Genomic DNA, 20,615 nt, shown 5'->3' with positions numbered 1-20,615 from the left:
AAAATATAAAACACGAGGTTCCTCGAGCATGGCCAACACCCCCTACCCCCAGTCCTACTACGCCGCCTCGGCCAACCCGGTGCCGCCACGTCCGGCGCTGCAGGGTGAGGTGGAAACCGATGTATGCATCATCGGTGCCGGCTACACCGGCCTGTCCAGCGCCCTGTTCCTGCTGGAGAACGGCTTCAAGGTGAGCATCGTCGAGGCCGCCAAGGTCGGCTTCGGCGCCTCGGGCCGCAACGGCGGCCAGATCGTCAACAGCTACAGCCGCGACATCGATGTCATCGAACGCACCGTCGGCCCCAAGCAGGCGCAACTGCTCGGCCAGATGGCTTTCGAAGGCGGGCGCATCATCCGTGAGCGCGTGGCCAAGTACAACATCCAGTGCGACCTGAAGGACGGCGGCGTGTTCGCCGCGCTGACCAGCAAGCAGATGGGCCACCTGGAATCGCAGAAACGCCTGTGGGAACGCTTTGGGCACACTCAGCTCGAGCTGATGGACCAGAAGCGCATCCGTGAAGTGGTGGCTTGCGACAGCTATGTCGGCGGCATGCTCGACATGAGCGGCGGCCACATCCACCCGTTGAACCTGGCCCTGGGCGAAGCCGCCGCGGTCGAGTCGCTGGGCGGCATCATCTATGAGCAGACCCCGGCCGTACGTATCGAGCGTGGCGCCAACCCGGTAGTGCACACCCCACAGGGCAAGGTCCGCGCCAAATTCATCATCGTCGCCGGCAACGCCTACCTGGGCAACCTGGTGCCGGAACTGGCCGCCAAGTCCATGCCATGCGGCACCCAGGTGATCACCACCGAGCCGCTGGGCGAGGAGCTGGCCCGCACCCTGCTGCCGCAGGACTACTGCGTCGAAGACTGCAACTACCTGCTCGACTACTACCGCCTGACCAGCGACAAGCGCCTGATCTTCGGCGGTGGCGTGGTGTACGGTGCGCGCGATCCGGCGAACATCGAGGCGATCATCCGTCCGAAGATGCTCAAGGCCTTCCCGCAACTCAAGGACGTCAAGATCGACTACGCCTGGACCGGCAACTTCCTGCTGACCCTGTCGCGCCTGCCGCAGGTCGGCCGTATCGGCGACAACATCTATTACTCGCAAGGTTGCTCGGGCCACGGCGTAACCTACACCCACCTGGCGGGCAAGGTGCTGGCCGAAGCCCTGCGCGGCCAGGCCGAACGCTTCGACGCGTTCGCCGGCCTGCCGCACTACCCGTTCCCGGGTGGTCAGATGCTGCGCGTGCCATTCAGCGCCATCGGTGCCTGGTACTACAGCCTGCGCGACCGCCTGGGCTTCTGATGTGAATCCATCGCGGGGCAAGCCCGCTCCCACGATCATCGTGGGAGCGGGCTTGCCCCGCGATCATTTCAACCTCAATGCCCCAGGCTGTTGACCGCCTGCTTCGCCGCGATCTCCTGCCCCGCGCGGGCCAGTTCATCGGCCGCCTGCAACCAGCGCTGGCGATCCACCTGGGCCGGCACCTGCCGTGGCGACTGTACCAGCACCGCCCAACTCCCCTCCTTCGCCCACGCCGACTCGAAGTCAGCGAAGCTCAGCAACTGGCGGCGATGCATGCCCGAACGCAGCAGCACACGCTGTTTGTAACGGTCATAACCGATCAACACCGCATAGCGCGCCTCGCTCCACCAGGCCGACCCCTCCTGGTAGCGCACCAGCACCGGATAGCCCGCGGCCACCTGCGCCAGCAAGGCATCGATGCGCTTGTCCAGGGGATAGACGACCATGCCGTACTCGCGGGCCACCCGGGGGATGCCGGTGTCCAGCCTATCTGCATCCTTGGGCAGGCCCAGCGACTTGTCCAGCAGGCCAGGGGTGATCGGCGCGCCTTTCTGCGACAGCACCGCGGCCAGGGCCATCGAACCGCTGTGGTTGGCGTTGCCACGGTAGAACGGCACGCTGCTGATCTCGACCCGTTGCGGCAGGCTGTTGAGCGATGCCGGCGGTGCACTGGCGCAACCGGACAACGTGGCGGCCACCAGGCAAGCTGCCAGCAGGCGGCGTGGGCCGCGGATACGGGACTTGGGGGAATGTTGCAACATGGGCACTCGCTTGTTCCGATGCCAGGCAGGCGACGCCCGGCCCTGGGCACAGATCATAGGCGTCGGGCGCCTGCGGGTATAGCCCGGCACGGGCTTGGAACGAAACGGCCCAAGCACTAGACCTTCGGTCAATGGAACGTCACAGGCGTCGCGCTAGACTGAAGCTGTGTCTGGACGGCAAGCACGGCTTGCCGGAGAGAAGGAGGCACACATGAGCCTGACAATGGCAATTCTCATACTGGTCGGCATGTGGCTGAGCGTAGCGGCCGCCATGCTCTGGGGCGTGCTGCGCATCGTGCGGCGGCACTCCCACCCTCACCACCTGCCCCCTCAGGCCCTGGCCAAGCCACAGCCCGTGCGCCGTGCGCGGCGCCATGTCGGGGCACATTGACGGAAACGGTCTCCGAGCCATGAACGACAAGAGGGGGCCAGTGGCCCCCTCTTGTCGTTCACATGCAGCTTGGCGCTTGATTACCCTTCAGCCGCCTCACGCTTCAGACGTGCCCGACGCGCCATGATGTTGAGGATCTCGATCGCGGTCGAGAAGGCCATGGCCGCGTACACGTAGCCCTTCGGTACATGGGCGCCGAAGCCTTCGGCGATCAGGGTCATGCCGATCATGATCAGGAAGCCCAGGGCCAGCATCACCACGGTCGGGTTGTCGTTGATGAACTTGGCCAGCGGGTCGGCGGCCACCAGCATCACGATCACGGCGCTGATCACGGCGATGATCATGATCGGCAGGTGCTCGGTCATGCCCACGGCGGTGATGATGCTGTCGATCGAGAAAACGATGTCCAGCAGCAGGATCTGGAAGATCGCCGCGGTGAAGCCAATGGTCACGGTGCTACCGACCTTGGACTCTTCCTTGGCGCCATGGGGGTCGACGCTTTCATGAATTTCCTTGGTCGCCTTCCACAGCAGGAACAGGCCACCGGCAATGAGGATCATGTCCTTCCACGAGAACGTGTGGCCGAACACCTCGACCACCGGCTCCGTCAGCTGGACGATCCAGGCCACGGTGCTGAGCAGCGCCAGGCGCATGACCAGGGCCATGCTGATACCGATGCGGCGGGCTTTGGAGCGGTATTGCTCAGGCAGCTTGTTGGTGAGGATGGAGATGAAGATCAGGTTGTCGATGCCGAGCACGACCTCCATGGCCACCAGGGTGGCGAGGGCAACCCAGGCGGTGGGGCTTGCGGCGAGTTCCAGCAAATATTCCATGGGTCAGTCCTGCTCTCAGATGTCCTGGGTGTCTTTCTTGTCGTCTTCGGCCTTGGCCTTATCGCCATCACTGCCGATAGCCTCGCTCAGGGCTTCCTGGGCGGCGTCGTTGGTCTTGTCGATGGCCTGCTTGGCCGTTTCGGCCGCCTGGTCGAGCATCTGCTGGGCGGACTTCTCGGCCTGGTCGCAGCCGGAAATTGCGAACAGTGCCAGCGCCAGCACCAGCGGTGTACCAATGGATTTGAGTTGTAGCATGGGGTCCTCGCTTGTCGAATACCGTGCGGCGCGTCATGCGCCTGATGGGATCGCATTCTAGAGAGACTGAAACATCCGGAAAATTCGTATTTTCAGCGTATATACTTCGGTTTTTACGAATATGGACGCGCCATGCTCAACTACCGCCAACTCCACTATTTCTGGGCCGTGGCCAAGACCGGCAGCATCGCCCGCGCCAGCGAGCAACTGAACCTTACCCCGCAGACCATCAGCGGCCAGATCAGCCTGTTCGAGCAGACCTGGAACCTCGAACTGTTCCAGCGCGTCGGCCGCCAACTGGAACTCACCGAGACAGGGCGCCAGGCATTGGTCTATGCCGAGCAGATGTTCCAGATAGGCGGCGAGCTGGAAGCCATGCTGCGTGCTGGGCCGCAAGAACAGATCCTGTTCCGCGTGGGGGTGGCCGACGTGGTGCCCAAGTCGATCGTCTATCGCCTGCTGGCACCGACCATGGAGCTGGACGAGGTGCTGCGCATCAATTGCCGCGAGGACAAACTCGAGCGCCTGCTCGCGGACCTTGCGATCCAGCGCCTGGACCTGGTGATCTCCGACAGCCCGATGCCCAGCCACCTGGACATCAAGGGCTACAGCCAGAAACTCGGCGAATGCGGCCTGAGCTTCTTCGCCACCCACGCCCTGGCAGAGTTGCTCGACAAACCCTTCCCCGCCTGCCTGGACGACGCGCCGCTGCTGATCCCCGGCCAGGAGACCGTGGTGCGCAGCCGCCTGCTGCGCTGGCTGGCCGAGCAGCAAGTGCAGCCACGGATCGTCGGCGAGTTCGATGACAGTGCGTTGATGCAGGCGTTCGGGCAGTCCGGCAGCGGGATCTTCGTCGCCCCCAGCGTGATCGCCGAAGAAGTGTGCCGGCAGTATGGCGTGCGCCTGATCGGCCAGACCGAGGCGGTGAATGAGTCGTTCTATGCCATCTCGGTGGAGAGGAAGGTCAAGCATCCCGGGATCATCGCGATCACCGAAGGTGCGCGGCGGGAGCTGTTCAACTGGTAGCCCGCCCCCGCGACCAACTGGTAGGAGCCGTCAGGCCTGATCAATGCCGCCCCACCATCGCCACGATGGTTGCCTGCAACTCCTCCTTGGCTTCCCGCGCCTCCAGCTCACCGGCCGCCGCGCCCTGGGACAACGCCTCCGCCGCCCCCACCAGCGCCCGCATCCCGGCCTGGCCGATGCGGCCTGCGGCCGAGAACGGCTGCAACGCCTCACGGCACTTGGCGAGGAACGGCCCCTCATAAACACGCTTGAGCGCCTCCAGCTCCGGCGAGCCGGCCAGGGCCGCGCTGACGCCCGGAATCTCCCGCCCCTGACTCATCACACAATCCACATACGCCTCGGCGATCACCCAGGCCCTGCCCGGCAGATCGGCCGTGCTGCCCGCCAGGGCGCTGTCGAGCATGGCGGTCTGGCGCGCGTCGTACTCTTGATACAACGCCACCAGCAACCCGGTACGGGTTTCGAAATGGTCGTACACCACAGGCTTGGTCACCCCAGCCTGCTCGGCCAGGCGCCCAAGGCTCAAGGCATCGGTCCCTTCTTCACGCACCAGCCGCCAGGCCACGTCGAGCAACTGCCGGCGACGCTCCTCACGGGACAGGCGCCTGCGCGCCGTAGGTTGTTCATCGCTTGACATTGATTACCTACCAAAAGTAACTTACCAACGGTAACTTACTGCGAGTATATAGCGCTCGCCCCATTCATGCACCCTGCTTCTGGAGAACCAGCCATGCATGCCCTGATCGTCATTGGCCACCACGACCCCGACTCCCTCACCCACGCCATCGCCGAGCAGGTCGCCGCCGGCCTGCGCGCCGCCGGCCACACCAGCGAATTCGCCGACCTGGCTCGCGAAGGCTTCGACCCGCGCTTTGGCCTGGCCGACCACGCCGTCCACCGCCTGCAGGCCGCACCACCTGCGGATGTGCTGGCCGAACAGGCACGCATCGACCGCGCCGACACCCTGGTGCTGGTCTACCCCGTCTACTGGTGGTCGCTGCCCGCCCTGCTCAAGGGTTGGGTCGAGCGCGTGTTCAGCCATGGCTGGGCGTTCGCCTATACCGCCGAAGGCAAGATCAACAAGCTGCTCAAGGGCCGAACCGCGCACCTGGTCGGCGTGGCCGGCGCCGACGCCGGTACCTTCGACCGGCATGGCTATGGCGGGGCGATGCGCGTGCAGATCGAGCACGGCATTTTCGACTACTGCGGTGCCAAGGTCCTGAGCTCGACCCTGTTCACCGACAGTGAGATCGAGCCCGGTAGCAGTTTCCTGGCGCCGGCTCACGCACTGGGCCAGACACTGTTCGAAGACCGCGAAGCGGCGGCCTGAGGCTTGCGCGCCGCTGCTTCGGGCAGCGGCGCGAGAGGTTGTGACGATACCCCAGTTGCGAGCTGACAATTGTCCCGGCTAGTATTGAGAACGATTCACACTCACGACTGGATATCCTGCGTTGGACAGCACTTCGACCCGCAAGCTGGGCTTCTTCTTCAGCGACCACCACCGCTGGCTGCTCCAACATATCCAGAAACGCCTGCGCAACCGTGCCGATGCCGAAGACACCGCCGCCGAGGCGTTCTGCCAGATGCTCGGCGCCCGGGTCGACCCCGAGAGCATCCAACAGCCGCGCGCCTACCTGTCCACCATCGCTCGCCGCCTGATCTTCGACCGCCATCGCCGCCGCCAACTGGAACAGGCCTACCTGGAGCGCCTGGCACTGTTGCCTGAGCAAGTGGCACCGTCTGCCGAAGAGCAACTGCTGCTGATCGAGGCGCTGGTAACCATCGACCAGGTGCTGGACGGCCTGCCGACCATCGTCAAGACCGCGTTCCTGTACAGCCAGCTCGATGGCCTGAGCTACGTCGAGATCGCCGCCCGGCTGAAAATCAGCGAACGAACCGTCAGCCGCTACATGAAGCAGGCCCTGCGCCAGTGCTACCTGAGCGAGGCCCAGCCATGACCACCCTGGACCCCATCGGCGAAGCGGCCATCGACTGGATGGTCGAACTCAACGCCCGCGCACCCGACGCTGCACTGCTCGCGCGCTTCGAACACTGGCTGCGCCAGGCCCCCGCCCATCAACACGCCTGGGACCTGCTGCAGCAACGCCTCGGCCGCTCCTGCGCCGCACTGAGGGCCCTGGAGCACAACGCCCCAGGCCATGCCGCCGAGGCGCGCCGGCTGTTGCTCCAACCGAACCACTCGCGCCGTGAGGTGCTGCGTGGCCTGGCTGGGTTGGGCCTGCTCGGTGGCGCGGCCTGGAGCGGCTGGCGCAGCGACGCCGCCCAGGGCTGGCTGGCCGACCTGCACACCGCCAGCGGTGAACGGCGCGGCTTCACCCTGGCCGATGGCAGCCGCCTCGAGCTGAACAGTGCCAGTGCCGTCGACCTGCGCTTCGATGACGGCCAGCGCCTGCTGGTGCTGCGCCGTGGCGAGCTGCTGATCCAGGTCGCCCCGGACCCACGCCGGCCACTGCGGGTACGCACGGCACAGGGGCAGGTGCAGGCACTCGGCACGCGCTTCCTGGTCAGCCAGGAGGCCAACGCCACCCGCGTGGTAGTGCTGCAGCACAGCGTGCGCGCCAGCCTGGCCGATGGCCACTGGCAAGATGTGCACGAAGGCCAGGCCGCCCTGCTGCGCGGGTCTGGCATCGAGCCGCTGGCGGACGAGCAACGCCAGCGCGCCGCCTGGCTCGACGGCCGCCTCGAAGTCCTCGACGAACCCCTGCACGCGGTCATCGACGCCCTGCGCCCCTACCAGCGTGGCTACCTACGCCTGGCCCCGGCCGTGGGCGACCTGCGCGTACAGGGCGTGTTCCCCCTGGATCAACCACGCCAGGCCCTGATTGCGCTGGCAGAGACCCTGCCGATCAGCCTCACCCACTACGGGCCGTGGCTGACCTTGATCGGGGCAAAAGATGCGCCCTGAAAGTTTTTATTGAAAATCATTCGCAAGGGTGTCCGGTTTTCGTTTCTCATCCCACCTCTCTCCTGACAGCCAACTTCAATCGGGAGAACACCGTGCACAACCCCTGGCCCCGCGCCTTGCCCCTCGTCGCCACCTTGAGCTGCCTGAGCCCCCTCGCCCAGGCACAGCCCCTGGCGTTCGACCTGCCGCCCGCCAGCCTGGCGACCACCCTCAACCGCATCGCCAGCCAGAGCGGCCATATCATCGCCCTGGAGCCCGAGCTGGTGCGTGGCAAGCAGGCGCCCGCAGTGGTCGGCCAGATGACCACCGAACAGGCCATGCAAGCCGCCCTGGCCGGCAGTGGCCTGCAACTTCGGGTCACCCCTGGCGGGCACTTCAGCGTCGCACCGGCCAGCTTGGGGGGCAACGTGCTGGAGCTGGGCAGCACCAGCGTCACCGACAACTACCTCGATGCCACCAGCGAAGGCAGTGGCTCCTACGCGGCGCGGGCGGTGACCCTGGGCAAAGGCGTGCACACGCTCAAGGAGATCCCCCAGTCGGTGACGGTGATCACCCGCAAGCAGCTGGATGACCAGGGCATCACCGACCTGCAGGATGCGCTCAACCACACCACCGGCCTGGTTGGCGCCCAGGGCATCGGACCTGGCGTGGTAGTGACCTCGCGAGGTTTCCAGATCGACGACTGGCAATACGACGGTGTGCCGATCCCACGCAACAACTACTCGCTGGGCAACTGGGCGACCCAGGACCTGGTGTTCTTCGACCGGGTGGAGGTCCTGCGCGGCGCCTCCGGTCTGCTGCAAGGCACCGGTAGCCCAGGCGGGGCGATCAACCTGGTGCGCAAACGTGGCCAGGCCGCACCGAGCGTCACCGTCACCGGCAAGGCCGGCTCCTGGGACCACTATGGCTTGCAACTGGACGCCGGCGGCCCGCTGACCGCCGACGGACGGGTACGCGGGCGGATGGTCGCCGACGAGGACCAGAGCGACAGCTTCATCGACTATGCCTGGAGCAAGTCCCACTCCCTGTACGGCGCGCTGGATATCGACCTGAACGATGCCACCACCGTGGGTGCCGGCATCAGCTACAACCGCCAGCAATCCCGGCCGATGTTGCGCGGCATCCCCCGCTATGCCACCGGCAAGGCAGTCGACCTGCCCCGCTCGACCTACACCGGTGCGCGCTGGAACCGCGCGCAGACCGACGTCACCACCTATTACCTCGACCTCGAACACCGCTTCGACGACGACTGGACGTTCAAGGCCGCCGCCGTGCGCATGGACGAAACCAACACCTCCACCCACCAGCGCACCCAGACCGTCGGCGAAGGCCTGGAGCCGGATGGCAGCGGCGTTGAGTACGCCGACTGGATCACCGATTTCCACAATACCAAGCTGGGCCTGGACATGAACCTGGTCGGCCACTTCGATACCGGTGCGCTGGCGCATGAGGTAACCGTGGGCGCCAACTACTCCAAGCTGACCTCCGATGATGCCTATTGGCGCACGTTTGGCGGCAATGACAGCATCTTCGACATTGACCATGACCGCCCTGAACCCAGCCGCGACGGGCTGCTCGCCGCGCCCACCGGCCGGCATGAACACAGCGGCTACGACATTCGCCAGAAAGGCCTCTATGGCGCCTGGCGCGTCAAGCCGACCGAGCGCCTGACGCTGATTCTCGGGTCACGCGTCAGCTGGTATGACTACAGCTATGCAAGCACCACTTATCGAGGGCTCAACCCAGGTCAGGTCAACCCCACCAGCCGCATGACCGAGTCTGGCGAAGTCACACCGTACGCGGGCTTCGTCTACGACCTGACCACCGAATGGGCCTGGTACGCCAGCTACACCGATGTGTTCGCCCCGCAGACCGAACGCGGTGTTGGCAATACGCCGCTCAAGCCAGTGATCGGCAGCAACTACGAAACCGGCCTCAAGGGTGAGCTTCTTGATGGCCGCGTCAATGCCTCGCTGGCATTGTTCCGCTATGACCAGGAAAATCGCGCCGTCACCGACACCGCCTCAGGTTTTGCCTGCGACGGTTGGTATTGCTCCACTGCCGCGGGCAAGGTGCGCAGCCAGGGTATCGAAGCCGAGATCAGTGGCGAGGTCCTCAGTGGCCTGCAACTGTTCGCTGGTTATACCTACAACACCACCAAGTTCATCGACGACCCGGAAAACGAGGGCCGGGTGTTCAGCCAGTGGACGCCAAAGCACATGTTGCGCGCCTGGGCCGACTACACGCTACCGCTGGACGACCAGCGCTGGAGCACCGGCCTGGGTTTCACCAGCCAGAGCCACACCCTGGGCTACGAGCGCACCTACAGCGTGCCTGGCTACACGGTGTGGAACGCGCGCGTGGCCTATCAGCTGACCCCGGAAGTGAGCCTGGCGGTCAACGCCTACAACCTCTTCGACAAGAAGTACTGGGTCGCGGGCTTCAACCAGCTCAACGGCAGCAACAACTATGGCGAGCCGCGCAACCTCATGTTCTCGGTGAAGTACACGCCGCAGTTTTGAGCACGCCCTCACTCCGGCAATGGCCACTGCGCCAGTGGCCAGTAGCGGCCCTTGCGCGACTCGTACAGCGTGAACTGTCGAGCCGTGAGGAAAAACTCCGGTGCCGTGCCGGCCTCCGGCGGTTGGCCACGATAGTCCCTGGACAAGGTCAGGTGCGGCCGGTACTCACGGTTCGCGGCCTCCACCCCCAGCGGCAGCAGGGCCTGGTGCAGGCCATACACCAGTTGCCGCAAGGGCGCTGGCGTGTCCTGCGGCGCCAGCACCAGGGCATTGGCGCGTTGCCAGACCTGCAAGCGGTCGAGCAGCAGGCGCAGCGGCGCTTGCGGGCGCTGCAGCAGGTCGACCGCAGCGCAGATCGCCGGCACCTGATCGGCATCCACAACGCCCAGGAACAGCAAGGTGACATGGAAGTTATCCGCCGGCACCGGCTTGCCGCTGCGCAGGTTCAGTTCGCGCCGCCACTGGGCCAGGGCGCGGCGCTGGGCATCGCTGACCGACAGGGCGAAGAACAGGCGCTTGAACGGAGCGCCGCTGAGGCGTGCATCCTGAACCATGTAAAGCTCCTTGGGGCGCAGAGGGGTGATCGAGTGTACAAGCTCAAGTGCGAACCTTTTCAAGGTCAGTGGAAGCGATTGGTTCCGATCCATGAAAATGTGCATGGCGCATCGCGGCTGAAGCCGCTCCTACAGTCAGGCGAGGCAATGGCAACGACCCGCGCCAATGGCAGGTGTGGCACGTTGCAACAAACGTAGGAGCGGATTCATCCGCGATGCGCCGCGCGGGCGGCGCTCGATCTTGAGGGCGCTGCAACCTTCCCGTCGACCACGTTGAAAAACAACTCCAAGCACGAAATGACGACCCACCTCCAGTTGAATCGTTTACGCAACCCGTAGGCCATTACACCTAAGTCGCCCGGAATTGTCGTAACAATAAGTACAAACCCAAGTCACGATTGTTTATGCTGGCGGGCTCTAGCCATGGCGCATGGCCATTTTTCGACAAGTAATCGTCCATGAAAATTGCACTCGTACTGATCTTCGTCCTCTCGATCGCCTATGTTCACCTGCGCGGTCGGGTTCGTCACAAGCTGACCCGCCAGCTGGGCGACCACTCCAGCTTCCTGGCGCCGGTCAACAGCTTCCTCTACCTGTTCTCCAAACATCCAGCCAAACCCTACCTGCCAGTCGAGGCGTTCCCCGAGCTGCAGACGCTCCAGGACCACTGGCAGGAGATCCGCGAAGAGGCGCAGCAACTGCTGCATGCGGGCGAAATCAAGAAGTCCGACAACTACGACGATGTCGGCTTCAACTCGTTCTTCAAGACTGGCTGGAAGCGCTTCTACCTGAAGTGGTACGGCGAGAGCCACCCGTCGGCGATGACCCTGTGCCCGCGCACCACCGAGCTGCTGCAGGGCATCGGTTCGGTCAAGGCGGCGATGTTCGCCACCCTGCCACCGGGCGCCAAGCTGGTGCGCCACCGCGACCCGTATGCCGGCTCGTATCGCTACCACCTGGGCCTGGACACGCCCAACGACGACGGCTGCTACATCGACGTCGACGGCGAGAAGTACTCGTGGCGCGACGGCCAGGCCGTGGTGTTCGACGAAACCTATATCCACTACGCCGCCAACACCACCGAGCACAACCGCATCATCCTGTTCTGCGACGTCGAGCGCCCGCTCAAGTACCGTTGGGCGAGCGCCTTCAACCGCTGGTTCAGCCGCAACGTGATGGCCGCCGCCGCCGCGCCCAACGACGCCAATGACAAGACGGGTGGCATCAACCGCCTGTTCACCCGCATCTACAAGATCCGCGAGCGCGGCAAGGCGATGAAGAAGCGCAACCGCACCCGCTACTACCTGGAGAAGTGGGCGGTGGTCGCGGCGCTGGTGCTGGTGTTCATCTATATCTGATCGCCTGTTGGGGCTGCCACGCAGCCCCAGGCGCCTCAACTTCGACTAGCCTGATAGCTCCTGTTGCCAACCTGACAAGGTGAAGACGATGAGCATGATGGACTGGGACGCCTACCGTAAGCAGTTGATGGCCGGCATCGGCGATCTCAAGCAACTCTCCCCCGACACCGTGGCGGGCTACATGACCGCCAGCGGCGCCGGCACCAAGACCAACCACCTCGACGCCAAGACCCGCGAGTTGATCTCCCTGGCCGTGGCCGTCACCACCCGTTGCGATGGCTGCATTGCGGTGCACTCGCAGCAGGCAGTCAAGCACGGCGCCACCCGCGAAGAGATTGCCGAAGCCTTGGGCGTTGCCGTGGCGATGAACGCCGGCGCGGCGCTGGTCTACTCGGCACGGGCGCTGGATGCCGTCGGCAAGGCCGGCGCCTGACCCCACGCGGCGTCGGAGCCCTTGCGCGACGGCGCCGCGACACCCAGACTGGGCGGTCCAGCCCGCGCAGGTATCACCATGATCCACATTCGCCCCATGACCCCGGAAGACTTCGAGCGCTTCTGGCCCACCTTCCAGGCCATCGTCCAGGCCCGCCAGACCTACGCCTTCGACCCCGAACTCGACATCGGCCGGGCCCGACAGCTGTGGCTGGAACTGCCCCTGCGCACCCTGGTGGCTGAAGAAGACGGCGAACTGCTCGGTTCCTACTTCCTCAAGGCCAATGCCGCCGGCCCCGGCGCGCACGTGGGCAACTGTGGCTACATGGTCTGCGAGCAGGCGCGTGGCCGTGGCGTGGCCAGGCTGATGTGCGAGCACTCGCAGAAGCTGGCGCGCCAAGAGGGCTTCCTGGCCCTGCAGTTCAATTCGGTGGTGGCCACCAACGAAGTGGCCGTGGCGCTGTGGCACGCGCTGGGCTTCGAGACCGTCGGACGCCTGCCCAAGGCCTATCGCCATGCCAAGCATGGGCTGGTGGATTGCCTGGTGATGTACAAGTGGCTGGCCGACGAGCCGGTGGTGGAGAAACCGCCATTGCTGATCGGGCGCAAGAATATCGAGGCACGGGTTTCCCGCAGACGCGGTCGGTGACCGCTCTCGCAGGCGCCGGCAAGGTTCACTGTGAGGTTCTGGCGCGGCCCGGCCCAAGGCTGTGATAACCGAGGCCCAGCACACAGGCCACCAGCACCACCAACAGCGCCATCAATTCCCGGCTGTAACGCGCCACCAGCGCCGGGAATCCGATCACCTCGCGGTACACCTGGATATCGGCCGTGCCACCGGCGTATCGAATGTTGACCCCGCCGTGGCGGACCTGCGAGTAGTCCGAATCGAAGTACACCCACACCTTGCTCTCGCCTGCCGCATCGATGGCGGGGATCTCGACGATACCGGTCGGTGCCGGGATCAGTCTGTCGTTGCCGGCATCGTCGCGAACCTGCACCAACCCCTTGGCCGGCAGACGGATCTTCACGGCCTTGACCGGTTCCTTGCGGTGGTTGACCAGCTCGATGAGCAGCCCGGTGCGGTGGTCCACCAGGCCAGCCTCGAACGGCTTGGCGAACAGCTGCAAATACGGCGCTTGGGTCAGCTCGACCAGGCGCTCGATCTGCGGATGGCTCAGTGCACCGTCGCCAATCTCGCTGATACGCGCATGCAAGCGCTCGTACTTGAGCAGTTCGTTGGTCTGGCTGATGCGTTCGCTGAACTGGCCCGGGTAGGTGAGGTAGGCGTAGGTCAGGCGCGCCTCGAGGCGATCGCCATTGCGCAGCACCGCATAAAGCACGGCTGCGATGATGGCGACCACTAGCAGGCCCACGAGAGATTTACCGATTTTTTCCCAGCTCACCTTGGTGTTTCCTTGTTCTACGGTGTCGATGACCAGCAAAGGCCGGCAAAGGGTGCCAAGAAGCAGAGTGCGGAGCAAGGGCTGGCCACTCACCCCCGCGCCAGCAACCCCGGCACCGCCACCACCAGCATCGCCACCCCCGACAAGGTCAGCAGCCCCAGCACGATACGCCGGAACGCCAGCTCACTGATGCCCAGGTATACCCGGGTGCCGAGCACCGTCGGCAGCACCATCGCCAGCGCCACCACGCCGAACCATGGCAACAGCGCCGTGGTCACCAGCCCGCTGCCCAGGTAGGTGAGCATGGTCACCGCCAGCATCGACAGGTTGAAGTTCTGGATCACCGCGCGTTGGGTGTCGCGTTCGAAACCACGCAGTGTGCACCACAGGGTCGGCACGGTGCCGGTGAATCCGCCTATGCCCCCCAGCACACCACCGACCATGCCCACCGCGCCATCGGCCAGGCGCCCGCCCTGCAGCCGGGGCAGGCGTGGCGCCAGCAACATCAACGGGCACCACACCACCAGCAAGGTGCCGAACACCGCCTTGAACCACAGCATGTCCAGGTGCGGCAGCACCCACACCCCCAGCGGAATCCCTGCCAGGCCACCGAGTACGAACGGCCACAACAGCTCCCAACTGAAGCCCCGGCGCACACTGAACACGGCGATCAGCTGGCCGGTGAGGCTGCCGAACACGGTCAGCACCGCCGCCACTCGTGGCTCCAGGCCCCAGGCCCAGAACGACATGGCCACCATGCCGAAAGCAAAGCCCGACAGGCCCTGGACGAAACCGGCGACGATGGCCCCGAGGGCGATGAGGTAAAGCGGGTCCATGGGTGCTCCCGGCGGGGTGGTCGTGGGGCAGCATTCCCCACCCAGGAGTGGGTGTCCAGCCCCAGGTTTGCGGGGCAGACCGGATCGGTTCTACTTCGCATCACTGCAACATCTTGAAACATGTACCTTCCAGCCGTTTTCACCTTGGCATAACCGTTGCTCAGCCCCTTTGAAACAAGGCACATCGCCACCTTCGCCGGTGGCAGCAGATGCCAGGCTGCACAGCACGGGGCACACGGCTATGAAGAAACCAGCAGCGACTTCCACGCACCTGTTCAGGTTATCCTCTGTCACGGCGCTTTTGCTCGGCCTCGGAGTGGCCTGTGCGGTCGCCAGCGGGCTCGACGATGTGAGCCCGCCGCCGCCCACCGATCCGTCCGCCTACAGCGACCCGCCTGCGGACCCGGTAGCCACGGCGGCGGCGCTGGAGGCCCTGAAATCGATGCCCGAGGCCAACGAGGGCTCGCTGGAGCTGAACGACGGCGTGTTCGGCACCCGCGCCACGGTCAGCACCGACAATGTGCTGCCTCCCGCGCAGCAGACCTCCAGCCAGTACCCCACCAACGGCAAGCCCAGCCCGCTGTTCGGCGCCGAGCCGTTCACCCAGCAACTGCTGCTGTTCGAGGAGTTCGGCCCGGAAAAACTCGACCCGGCCACCCCACCCTACAGCCTCACCTTCCCGCTACCCGTGACCGGCCCGGCGCCCGCCCAGGACCCGAACAACGTCGCGCGCAGCAGCCCCAACGGCAATGCCCTGGAAGCCTTCCTCACCCAGCCGGGCCTGACCCCCTTCCCGTCGCAGTACGCCAACGTGCTCGACCGCAACCCGTGGAAGGCGCAGATCGAAGCCTTCCTCAACCGCAATTCGGTCGGTTCCCCCGCCGAAGGGCGGCCCCCAGGAAAGGGCTGGTCGCACCAGCGCTGGAACGAGTTCTACCCCCAGGCCGCGTTCAAGACCGCGCAAGCCGGTGCGCGCATCAACCAAGGCCTGCGCGACCGCAAGCAGCTGCACGGCTACAGCAAGGGCGAATTCGGCCCCGGCGGCCTCTACTACCAGACCTCCGACATCCCCACCACCCTGGGCACCACCAAGGGCATCGACACCCGCTTCCACCCGAAAATGCCGTTGCAGGGCCACAAGGCCCTGTGGACCTTCGACGGCACTTTCCCGGCCAAGCTGCTGATGGTGCGCTATGGTCAACCGGTGCTGATGCGCCACTACAACGCCCTGCCCATCGACCCGTCGGCCAACAACGGCTTCGGCCTGCACACCATCTCCACTCACGAACACAACGGCCACTCCCCGGCCGAGAGCGACGGTTTCGCCAACGCCTACTTCTTCCCCGGCCAGTACTACGACTACCGCTGGCCGATCCAGCTGGCCGGCTACGACACCATCAACACCCGCGCCCAGGACCCACGCGCCGCCTTCCCCTGCTCGCCGGGCGAAACCCTGTTCGTCAACGACGCCTCCCCCGGGCTGAAGACCTGCGAGAACGGCAGTATCAAGATCCGCGGTGACTGGCGCGAAACCATGAGCACCCACTGGTTCCACGATCACATGCTCGATTTCACCGCGCAGAACGTCTACAAGGGCAACGCGGTGATGATGAACTACTACTCGGCCCTGGACCGTGGCAACGAGGCGCTGCAGGACGGCGTCAACCTGCGCCTGCCCAGCGGCAGCGCGATGCCCTGGGGCAACCGCGACTACGACGTCAACCTGGTGGTGGCCGACAAGGCCTGGGACGCCAACGGCCAGTTGTGGTTCAACCCGTTCAACAGCGACGGCTTCCTCGGTGACCAGATCCTGGTCAACTGGCAGTACCAACCCAAGCTCAAGGTGCGCGCGCGCAGCTACCGTTTCCGCATCCTCAACGGCTCGGTGTCGCGCTACTTCAAGTTCGCCGTGGTGCGTGAAGTGGCCGGCAGCAGTGGCGAATTCAAGGGGCCGTCCGGCGCCAACCTGTCCTACAACCGCGTGCCATTCCACCTGGTCGCCAACGACGGCAACCTCATGGAGCACGCCGTGCCCTTCGACGGCAGCATGGACCTCAACGGCGACGGTGACCGCCAGGACCACAACGCGATCCTGCCCATGCAAGGCATCGCCGAGCGCTACGACATCATCGTCAACTTCGCGAAAAACGGGATCAAGCCCGGCGACAAGCTGTACTTCGTCAACCTCATGGAACACCAGACCGGCAAGGGCCCGAACAAGGCCATCGCCCTGGCCGACGTGCTGTCGGAGAAGTACAAGGCGGTGATCAAGCAGACCAGCAAGGGCCCGGAATGGGACAAGGGCGACCCTGCGGTCGGCAAGTTCCTGCAACTGCTGGTGCAGCCCTACAGCGGCCAGGACCTGAGCATGGACCCGGCCCTGTACGAACCGGCCAAGCCCGGCAAGGCCGCCGGCCTGGTGATGATCCCCCTGCCCCTGGACCCCGGCAGTACCAGCGACCAGGCCAGGCTCAAGGCGGCGCGCCACCGCGAGTTCGTCTTCGGCCGCGCGGACGGCACCGACAGCGCGCCCTGGACCATCAAGACCGACGGCGGCTTCGGCTACAGCATGGACCCACGGCGCATCAATGCCGCCCCGCAGCTGGCCAGCGAGGCCACCGACGGCGGCTTCAGCGGCGACGGCACGTTGGAGGTGTGGAAGATCAAGAACGGTGGCAATGGCTGGAGCCATCCGGTGCATGTGCACTTCGAGGAAGGGGTGATCCTCAGCCGTGGCGGCAAGGCGCCGCCGGAGTGGGAGAAGTGGGCGCGCAAGGACGTCTACCGCATCGGCCCGGACAGCGAATCGACCGCGGAAGTGGAAATGGCCATTCGCTTCCGCGAGTTCGCCGGCACCTACATGGAGCACTGCCACAACACCCAGCATGAAGACACCTCCATGCTGCTGCGCTGGGACCTGGAACACCCCGGCCAGTTCCAGCTGATGCCCACGCCCCTGCCCGGCTGGGACGGCGTGGAGTACGTCGACTCCGCCGCCCTGCCGACCTTCCGCACAGCCGCCAGCAGCGACGACAACAGCGGCAACAAGCCGCCCGTGGCGGCGAACGACAGCGCCGCCACCAGCGCCGGCAAACCGATCGTGCTCAACGTGCTGGCCAATGACAGCGACCCCGACGGCAACCTGCCGCTGAGCGTGAGCAGCCTGGCCCAGCCCGACTCCGGGCAGGGTACGGCCAGCAGCAACGGCACCCAGGTGACCTACACCCCACCGGCCACGGTGGCCAACCCGTTCACCGCCAGCTTCACCTACGCCGCGCGCGACGCCAAAAGCCTGGAGTCGTTGGTGCCGGCCACGGTGAGCGTCGCCGTGACGCCGGCGGTGGCCATGGACGAGATCCAGGTCAGCAGTGCCACGGTGCAACTGCGCAGCAACAACCGCTGGACCTGGGAGCTGTCCGGCACCACGTCAGTGGCGGCCAACAACAGCATCAGCGTGACCGCCAACACCACCAGCGGCCCACTGGAGCTGGGGGCCGCGACACTCACCACCAGCGGCACCGGCGCGCGCTGGCGGCTGTCGGTGACCACCATTGGTAGCGGCCCAGCCTCGCCACCGACGGTGACCGTGCGCTCGGCGCTGGGGCAGAGCGTGACCGCGCCGATCAGTATCAGGTGAATTGATGCACCCTACCTGCGGGAGCAACGGTATTGGCCGAGCGGGCCTCTTCGCCGGCAAAGCCGGCTCCTGCAGGTACGGCGTTGTTCTTGAGGTTGGCACGCCTTCCTGTGAGAGCGGGTTTACCCGCGAACACCGGCAAAGCCGGTGCCATGCACTGTGTTGCCTGATTCGCGGGTAAACCCGCTCCCACAATCAGAGGACGACCACCATGCCTCGGCACTGGCGCCTGCTGCTCCCCCTGCTGATCCTCCTCAACCTCGCCGGCGCCCTCCCCCCCACCAGCGCCGACCCCGGCCCCTGGGGCGCCGACTACTTCCCCAACATCCCCCTGCTCACCCAGGACGGCCGGCAAGTGCACTTCTACGACGACCTGATCCAGGGCAAGGTGGTCGCCATCAACTTCATCTTCACCGGTTGCGGCGACGCCTGCCCGGTGGAGACCGCCCGCCTGCGCCAGGTGCAGAAGCTGCTGGGCGAGCGCGTCGGCCAGGACATCTTCTTCTACTCGATCAGCATCGACCCCTACAACGACACCCCTGCCACCCTGAAACGCTACGCCGAGAAATTCGCCATCGGCCCCGGCTGGACCCTGCTCACCGGCGAAGCTGCCGACATCGAGCAACTGCGTCGCAGCCTCGGCCTGTATATCGAAGGGTTGGAGAACGGCCGCAGCAACGACCACAACCTCAGCCTGATCATTGGTAACCAGGCCACCGGGCGCTGGATGAAGGCATCACCGTTCGAAAGCCCGTACATCCTCGCCGACCGCCTGGCCAACAGCCTGCACAACTGGAAGACCGCCAGCGCCCAGCGACACGACTACACCCAGGCCCCCGAGATCCGCCCACCCAGTGCGGGCGAGCAGCTGTTCCGCACCCGCTGTTCGTCCTGCCATACCGTCGGCGAGGCCGAACCCGGCGCCACCCGCGGCATCGGGCCCGATCTGCTCGGCGTTACCCGGCAGCGGGAGCAGGCGTGGTTGAAACGCTGGCTGATGGCACCGGACCAGATGCTGGCCGAGCGCGATCCGCTGGCGGTGCTGCTGTACGGGCAGTACAACCAACTGGCGATGCCCAACCTGCGGTTGGGGGAGACGGAGGTGGCGGCTTTGCTGGCGTATCTGGAAGAGGAGACCGTGCGGGTGCAGGGGCAGTGAGGTGGTAGGGCTATGGTTCACCGTGGCGTTTGAACGTGGGGTCCCATTTTCGGCGTAGGCGAAGAGGGGCGGGGCGCAGACCAGGGAACATCCAGAGGTGGAAGAGGATCATCGGGATGGAGAGCCATACGATCCAGGGATGATCCAAGATGACTTCAGGAGGTGGACCAAAGCCACCATACTCCCCAGGGAATACATTGAAGTAGTAAAAAACCGCGAATGCGCTGTTGTAATAAATGCCGACAAGCTCTTTGCCCTCGGTCAGATCAGCTCCCGAAAGCACCAAATTCAAAAGAGGTGAAGAGATAAAACTCCAACCCACGACAAGGACAAACACCATAACACTCATCTTCGCCCCGCCATCACTTAAATCGATCCATGTCTTTTTTCCAGCGAAAGCAATTTACATCATTATTACGATATTTAGCCCAAACGTGCAAAACCATAAACAACCAGGCAAACCAGACCAACCAAGGATGAAGCCCCACCAGATCCGGCCGCACATAAACATAAAAATATTTGTCCTGCGCTATAACTGCCATATGCATAAAAGCAAAAATGAAATTATAAAACATCACCAAGCCATGCCTCAGATGTTCCTCTCCCCTCATCGTAACCAAACAACGAAGAAGGCGGGAGCCAGCCAGCCCAACGACCGAAAAAACCAGATAAATTGCCAGCATACAACCCCCACCTTCCTCAAAAGTTAAATGCACAACCCCCGAACATTCACGCCGACAGGCTCAAAATTTATTGATTATCACTCGCCGCCCCTATTTGCTGCCCAGCACAACCCGTTCGCGATGCTCAACCTACAGTTGGGAGGAGACGGAGGTGGCGGCTTTGCTGGCGTATACGGAGGAGAAGACCGTACGGGTACAGGGGCAGTGAAGTGGCATGGAGCTTCAATTAAATTGACTGCCCCTTCCTTCTCATCCCGGGAAAACACCGAACATTATTTTTCGCCACAATTCCATAAAGGTGAACAAACAGGAACATGAACGCCAACCATGTGATAGCTGGATACCTCTCCGAAATCTCTGGCCAGTGGTAGAGAAACAAATAGGTATCCCGCATAGCGACATCCTCATGTAGCAGCATGAGAACAAAATTGTACATGACGACAAAGAAATTCAGCTCACGCTTTTCGCTTGGTGTGGTCAACAAGCAACGAAGCACTCTTGAGATTGCAAGCCCCACCACAGCC

At 64.4% G+C, this 20,615-nt stretch carries 22 protein-coding genes; 13 read left to right on the top strand and 9 right to left on the bottom strand.

The genetic code is table 11. The features are described from left to right. Nucleotides 1–28: 28 nt before the first annotated feature. Nucleotides 29–1,312 carry an NAD(P)/FAD-dependent oxidoreductase gene (locus JYG34_RS10430; RefSeq protein WP_213660609.1) on the top strand — a complete coding sequence of 428 codons (1,284 nt, stop codon included), beginning with the start codon at nt 29–31 and terminating at the stop codon, nt 1,310–1,312. 74 nt (nt 1,313–1,386) lie between these two features. Here JYG34_RS10430 and JYG34_RS10425 read toward each other — a convergent pair whose 3' ends face one another. Further along, complete coding sequence (locus JYG34_RS10425; protein ID WP_213660608.1) at nt 1,387–2,130, bottom strand: peptidase C39 family protein; 744 nt, start codon at nt 2,128–2,130, stop codon at nt 1,387–1,389. 154 nt (nt 2,131–2,284) lie between these two features. Between JYG34_RS10425 and JYG34_RS10420 the strand changes: the two genes are divergently transcribed. Next, a complete protein-coding gene (locus JYG34_RS10420) occupies nt 2,285–2,464 on the top strand; it encodes a hypothetical protein (protein WP_213660607.1) in 180 nt (59 codons plus the stop codon). A gap of 80 nt (nt 2,465–2,544) precedes the next feature. Here JYG34_RS10420 and JYG34_RS10415 read toward each other — a convergent pair whose 3' ends face one another. Both JYG34_RS10415 and JYG34_RS10410 read right to left on the bottom strand, forming a co-directional pair. Beyond that, nucleotides 2,545–3,297: a TerC family protein gene (locus JYG34_RS10415; RefSeq protein WP_011533390.1), complete on the bottom strand. Its 753-nt coding sequence runs from the start codon at nt 3,295–3,297 to the stop codon at nt 2,545–2,547. A gap of 15 nt (nt 3,298–3,312) precedes the next feature. After that, on the bottom strand, nt 3,313–3,552 hold the full coding sequence (locus tag JYG34_RS10410; RefSeq protein ID WP_213660606.1) for a hypothetical protein: 240 nt from the start codon (nt 3,550–3,552) through the stop codon (nt 3,313–3,315). 132 nt (nt 3,553–3,684) lie between these two features. On the opposite strand from JYG34_RS10410, the gene nhaR reads away from it, so the two are divergent. Continuing rightward, complete coding sequence (gene nhaR / locus JYG34_RS10405; protein WP_213660605.1) at nt 3,685–4,578, top strand: transcriptional activator NhaR; 894 nt, start codon at nt 3,685–3,687, stop codon at nt 4,576–4,578. A gap of 40 nt (nt 4,579–4,618) precedes the next feature. On the opposite strand, the gene JYG34_RS10400 is transcribed toward nhaR, so the two are convergent. Next, nucleotides 4,619–5,215: a TetR/AcrR family transcriptional regulator gene (locus JYG34_RS10400; protein WP_213660604.1), complete on the bottom strand. Its 597-nt coding sequence runs from the start codon at nt 5,213–5,215 to the stop codon at nt 4,619–4,621. A gap of 93 nt (nt 5,216–5,308) precedes the next feature. On the opposite strand from JYG34_RS10400, the gene JYG34_RS10395 reads away from it, so the two are divergent. The 4 genes from JYG34_RS10395 to JYG34_RS10380 all read left to right on the top strand — a co-directional run bounded on the left by JYG34_RS10395 (nt 5,309) and on the right by JYG34_RS10380 (nt 10,026). Continuing rightward, entirely contained in the window at nt 5,309–5,908 is a 600-nt protein-coding gene (locus JYG34_RS10395; RefSeq protein ID WP_213660603.1) for an NAD(P)H-dependent oxidoreductase, read from the top strand. Nucleotides 5,909–6,029: 121 nt separating this feature from the next. Next, complete coding sequence (locus tag JYG34_RS10390) at nt 6,030–6,536, top strand: sigma-70 family RNA polymerase sigma factor (RefSeq protein WP_213660602.1); 507 nt, start codon at nt 6,030–6,032, stop codon at nt 6,534–6,536. Beyond that, nucleotides 6,533–7,504 (top strand): FecR domain-containing protein, encoded by a 972-nt coding sequence (locus JYG34_RS10385; RefSeq protein ID WP_213660601.1) that lies wholly within the window; start codon nt 6,533–6,535, stop codon nt 7,502–7,504. Before JYG34_RS10390 ends, JYG34_RS10385 begins: the two co-directional genes overlap by 4 nt. 92 nt (nt 7,505–7,596) lie before the next feature. Further along, complete coding sequence (locus JYG34_RS10380) at nt 7,597–10,026, top strand: TonB-dependent siderophore receptor (protein WP_213660600.1); 2,430 nt, start codon at nt 7,597–7,599, stop codon at nt 10,024–10,026. 8 nt (nt 10,027–10,034) lie between these two features. Here the strand turns inward: JYG34_RS10380 and thpR are convergent, their stop codons facing one another. Further along, nucleotides 10,035–10,580 carry an RNA 2',3'-cyclic phosphodiesterase gene (gene thpR, locus JYG34_RS10375; RefSeq protein ID WP_213660599.1) on the bottom strand — a complete coding sequence of 182 codons (546 nt, stop codon included), beginning with the start codon at nt 10,578–10,580 and terminating at the stop codon, nt 10,035–10,037. Nucleotides 10,581–11,038: 458 nt separating this feature from the next. On the opposite strand from thpR, the gene lpxO reads away from it, so the two are divergent. From lpxO to JYG34_RS10360, 3 genes are all read left to right on the top strand, one after another. Then, nucleotides 11,039–11,938, top strand: a complete 900-nt coding sequence (gene lpxO / locus JYG34_RS10370; RefSeq protein WP_213660598.1) for a lipid A hydroxylase LpxO — start codon at nt 11,039–11,041, stop codon at nt 11,936–11,938. Nucleotides 11,939–12,026: 88 nt separating this feature from the next. After that, nucleotides 12,027–12,371, top strand: coding sequence for a carboxymuconolactone decarboxylase family protein (locus JYG34_RS10365; protein WP_213660597.1), 345 nt, complete (start codon nt 12,027–12,029; stop codon nt 12,369–12,371). A 78-nt stretch (nt 12,372–12,449) separates the two neighbouring features. Then, nucleotides 12,450–13,019: a GNAT family N-acetyltransferase gene (locus JYG34_RS10360; RefSeq protein ID WP_213660596.1), complete on the top strand. Its 570-nt coding sequence runs from the start codon at nt 12,450–12,452 to the stop codon at nt 13,017–13,019. Nucleotides 13,020–13,044: 25 nt separating this feature from the next. Here JYG34_RS10360 and JYG34_RS10355 read toward each other — a convergent pair whose 3' ends face one another. Together JYG34_RS10355 and JYG34_RS10350 are read right to left on the bottom strand one after the other, a co-directional pair. Then, nucleotides 13,045–13,776, bottom strand: coding sequence for a hypothetical protein (locus JYG34_RS10355; protein WP_213660595.1), 732 nt, complete (start codon nt 13,774–13,776; stop codon nt 13,045–13,047). 89 nt (nt 13,777–13,865) lie between these two features. Then, entirely contained in the window at nt 13,866–14,612 is a 747-nt protein-coding gene (locus tag JYG34_RS10350; protein ID WP_213660594.1) for a sulfite exporter TauE/SafE family protein, read from the bottom strand. Nucleotides 14,613–14,853: 241 nt separating this feature from the next. On the opposite strand from JYG34_RS10350, the gene JYG34_RS10345 reads away from it, so the two are divergent. Beyond that, complete coding sequence (locus tag JYG34_RS10345) at nt 14,854–18,249, top strand: Ig-like domain-containing protein (RefSeq protein ID WP_213660593.1); 3,396 nt, start codon at nt 14,854–14,856, stop codon at nt 18,247–18,249. 211 nt (nt 18,250–18,460) lie between these two features. Further along, nucleotides 18,461–19,408 carry an SCO family protein gene (locus tag JYG34_RS10340; RefSeq protein ID WP_213660592.1) on the top strand — a complete coding sequence of 316 codons (948 nt, stop codon included), beginning with the start codon at nt 18,461–18,463 and terminating at the stop codon, nt 19,406–19,408. Between the two features lie 10 nt (nt 19,409–19,418). Here the strand turns inward: JYG34_RS10340 and JYG34_RS10335 are convergent, their stop codons facing one another. Further along, on the bottom strand, nt 19,419–19,757 hold the full coding sequence (locus JYG34_RS10335; RefSeq protein WP_213660591.1) for a hypothetical protein: 339 nt from the start codon (nt 19,755–19,757) through the stop codon (nt 19,419–19,421). Between the two features lie 13 nt (nt 19,758–19,770). Next, on the bottom strand, nt 19,771–20,091 hold the full coding sequence (locus JYG34_RS10330; protein WP_213660590.1) for a hypothetical protein: 321 nt from the start codon (nt 20,089–20,091) through the stop codon (nt 19,771–19,773). Between the two features lie 27 nt (nt 20,092–20,118). On the opposite strand from JYG34_RS10330, the gene JYG34_RS10325 reads away from it, so the two are divergent. Continuing rightward, nucleotides 20,119–20,409 (top strand): hypothetical protein, encoded by a 291-nt coding sequence (locus JYG34_RS10325; RefSeq protein WP_213660589.1) that lies wholly within the window; start codon nt 20,119–20,121, stop codon nt 20,407–20,409. Nucleotides 20,410–20,615 lie beyond the last annotated feature (206 nt).

It is taken from the genome of Pseudomonas entomophila (genome assembly GCF_018417595.1).
Lineage (GTDB): Bacteria > Pseudomonadota > Gammaproteobacteria > Pseudomonadales > Pseudomonadaceae > Aquipseudomonas > Aquipseudomonas entomophila_C.
This window is presented reverse-complemented; position numbering and strand designations above follow the sequence as displayed.

Coding starts and splice junctions, on each gene's coding strand:
- JYG34_RS10430 (WP_213660609.1), top strand. CDS start 29: ATGGCCAACACCCCCTACCCCCAGTCCTACTACGCCGCCTCGGCCAAC.
- JYG34_RS10425 (WP_213660608.1), bottom strand. CDS start 2,130: ATGATCTGTGCCCAGGGCCGGGCGTCGCCTGCCTGGCATCGGAACAAG.
- JYG34_RS10420 (WP_213660607.1), top strand. CDS start 2,285: ATGAGCCTGACAATGGCAATTCTCATACTGGTCGGCATGTGGCTGAGC.
- JYG34_RS10415 (WP_011533390.1), bottom strand. CDS start 3,297: ATGGAATATTTGCTGGAACTCGCCGCAAGCCCCACCGCCTGGGTTGCC.
- JYG34_RS10410 (WP_213660606.1), bottom strand. CDS start 3,552: ATGCTACAACTCAAATCCATTGGTACACCGCTGGTGCTGGCGCTGGCA.
- nhaR (WP_213660605.1), top strand. CDS start 3,685: ATGCTCAACTACCGCCAACTCCACTATTTCTGGGCCGTGGCCAAGACC.
- JYG34_RS10400 (WP_213660604.1), bottom strand. CDS start 5,215: ATGTCAAGCGATGAACAACCTACGGCGCGCAGGCGCCTGTCCCGTGAG.
- JYG34_RS10395 (WP_213660603.1), top strand. CDS start 5,309: ATGCATGCCCTGATCGTCATTGGCCACCACGACCCCGACTCCCTCACC.
- JYG34_RS10385 (WP_213660601.1), top strand. CDS start 6,533: ATGACCACCCTGGACCCCATCGGCGAAGCGGCCATCGACTGGATGGTC.
- thpR (WP_213660599.1), bottom strand. CDS start 10,580: ATGGTTCAGGATGCACGCCTCAGCGGCGCTCCGTTCAAGCGCCTGTTC.
- lpxO (WP_213660598.1), top strand. CDS start 11,039: ATGAAAATTGCACTCGTACTGATCTTCGTCCTCTCGATCGCCTATGTT.
- JYG34_RS10365 (WP_213660597.1), top strand. CDS start 12,027: ATGAGCATGATGGACTGGGACGCCTACCGTAAGCAGTTGATGGCCGGC.
- JYG34_RS10360 (WP_213660596.1), top strand. CDS start 12,450: ATGATCCACATTCGCCCCATGACCCCGGAAGACTTCGAGCGCTTCTGG.
- JYG34_RS10350 (WP_213660594.1), bottom strand. CDS start 14,612: ATGGACCCGCTTTACCTCATCGCCCTCGGGGCCATCGTCGCCGGTTTC.
- JYG34_RS10345 (WP_213660593.1), top strand. CDS start 14,854: ATGAAGAAACCAGCAGCGACTTCCACGCACCTGTTCAGGTTATCCTCT.
- JYG34_RS10340 (WP_213660592.1), top strand. CDS start 18,461: ATGCCTCGGCACTGGCGCCTGCTGCTCCCCCTGCTGATCCTCCTCAAC.
- JYG34_RS10335 (WP_213660591.1), bottom strand. CDS start 19,757: ATGAGTGTTATGGTGTTTGTCCTTGTCGTGGGTTGGAGTTTTATCTCT.
- JYG34_RS10330 (WP_213660590.1), bottom strand. CDS start 20,091: ATGCTGGCAATTTATCTGGTTTTTTCGGTCGTTGGGCTGGCTGGCTCC.
- JYG34_RS10325 (WP_213660589.1), top strand. CDS start 20,119: ATGCACAACCCCCGAACATTCACGCCGACAGGCTCAAAATTTATTGAT.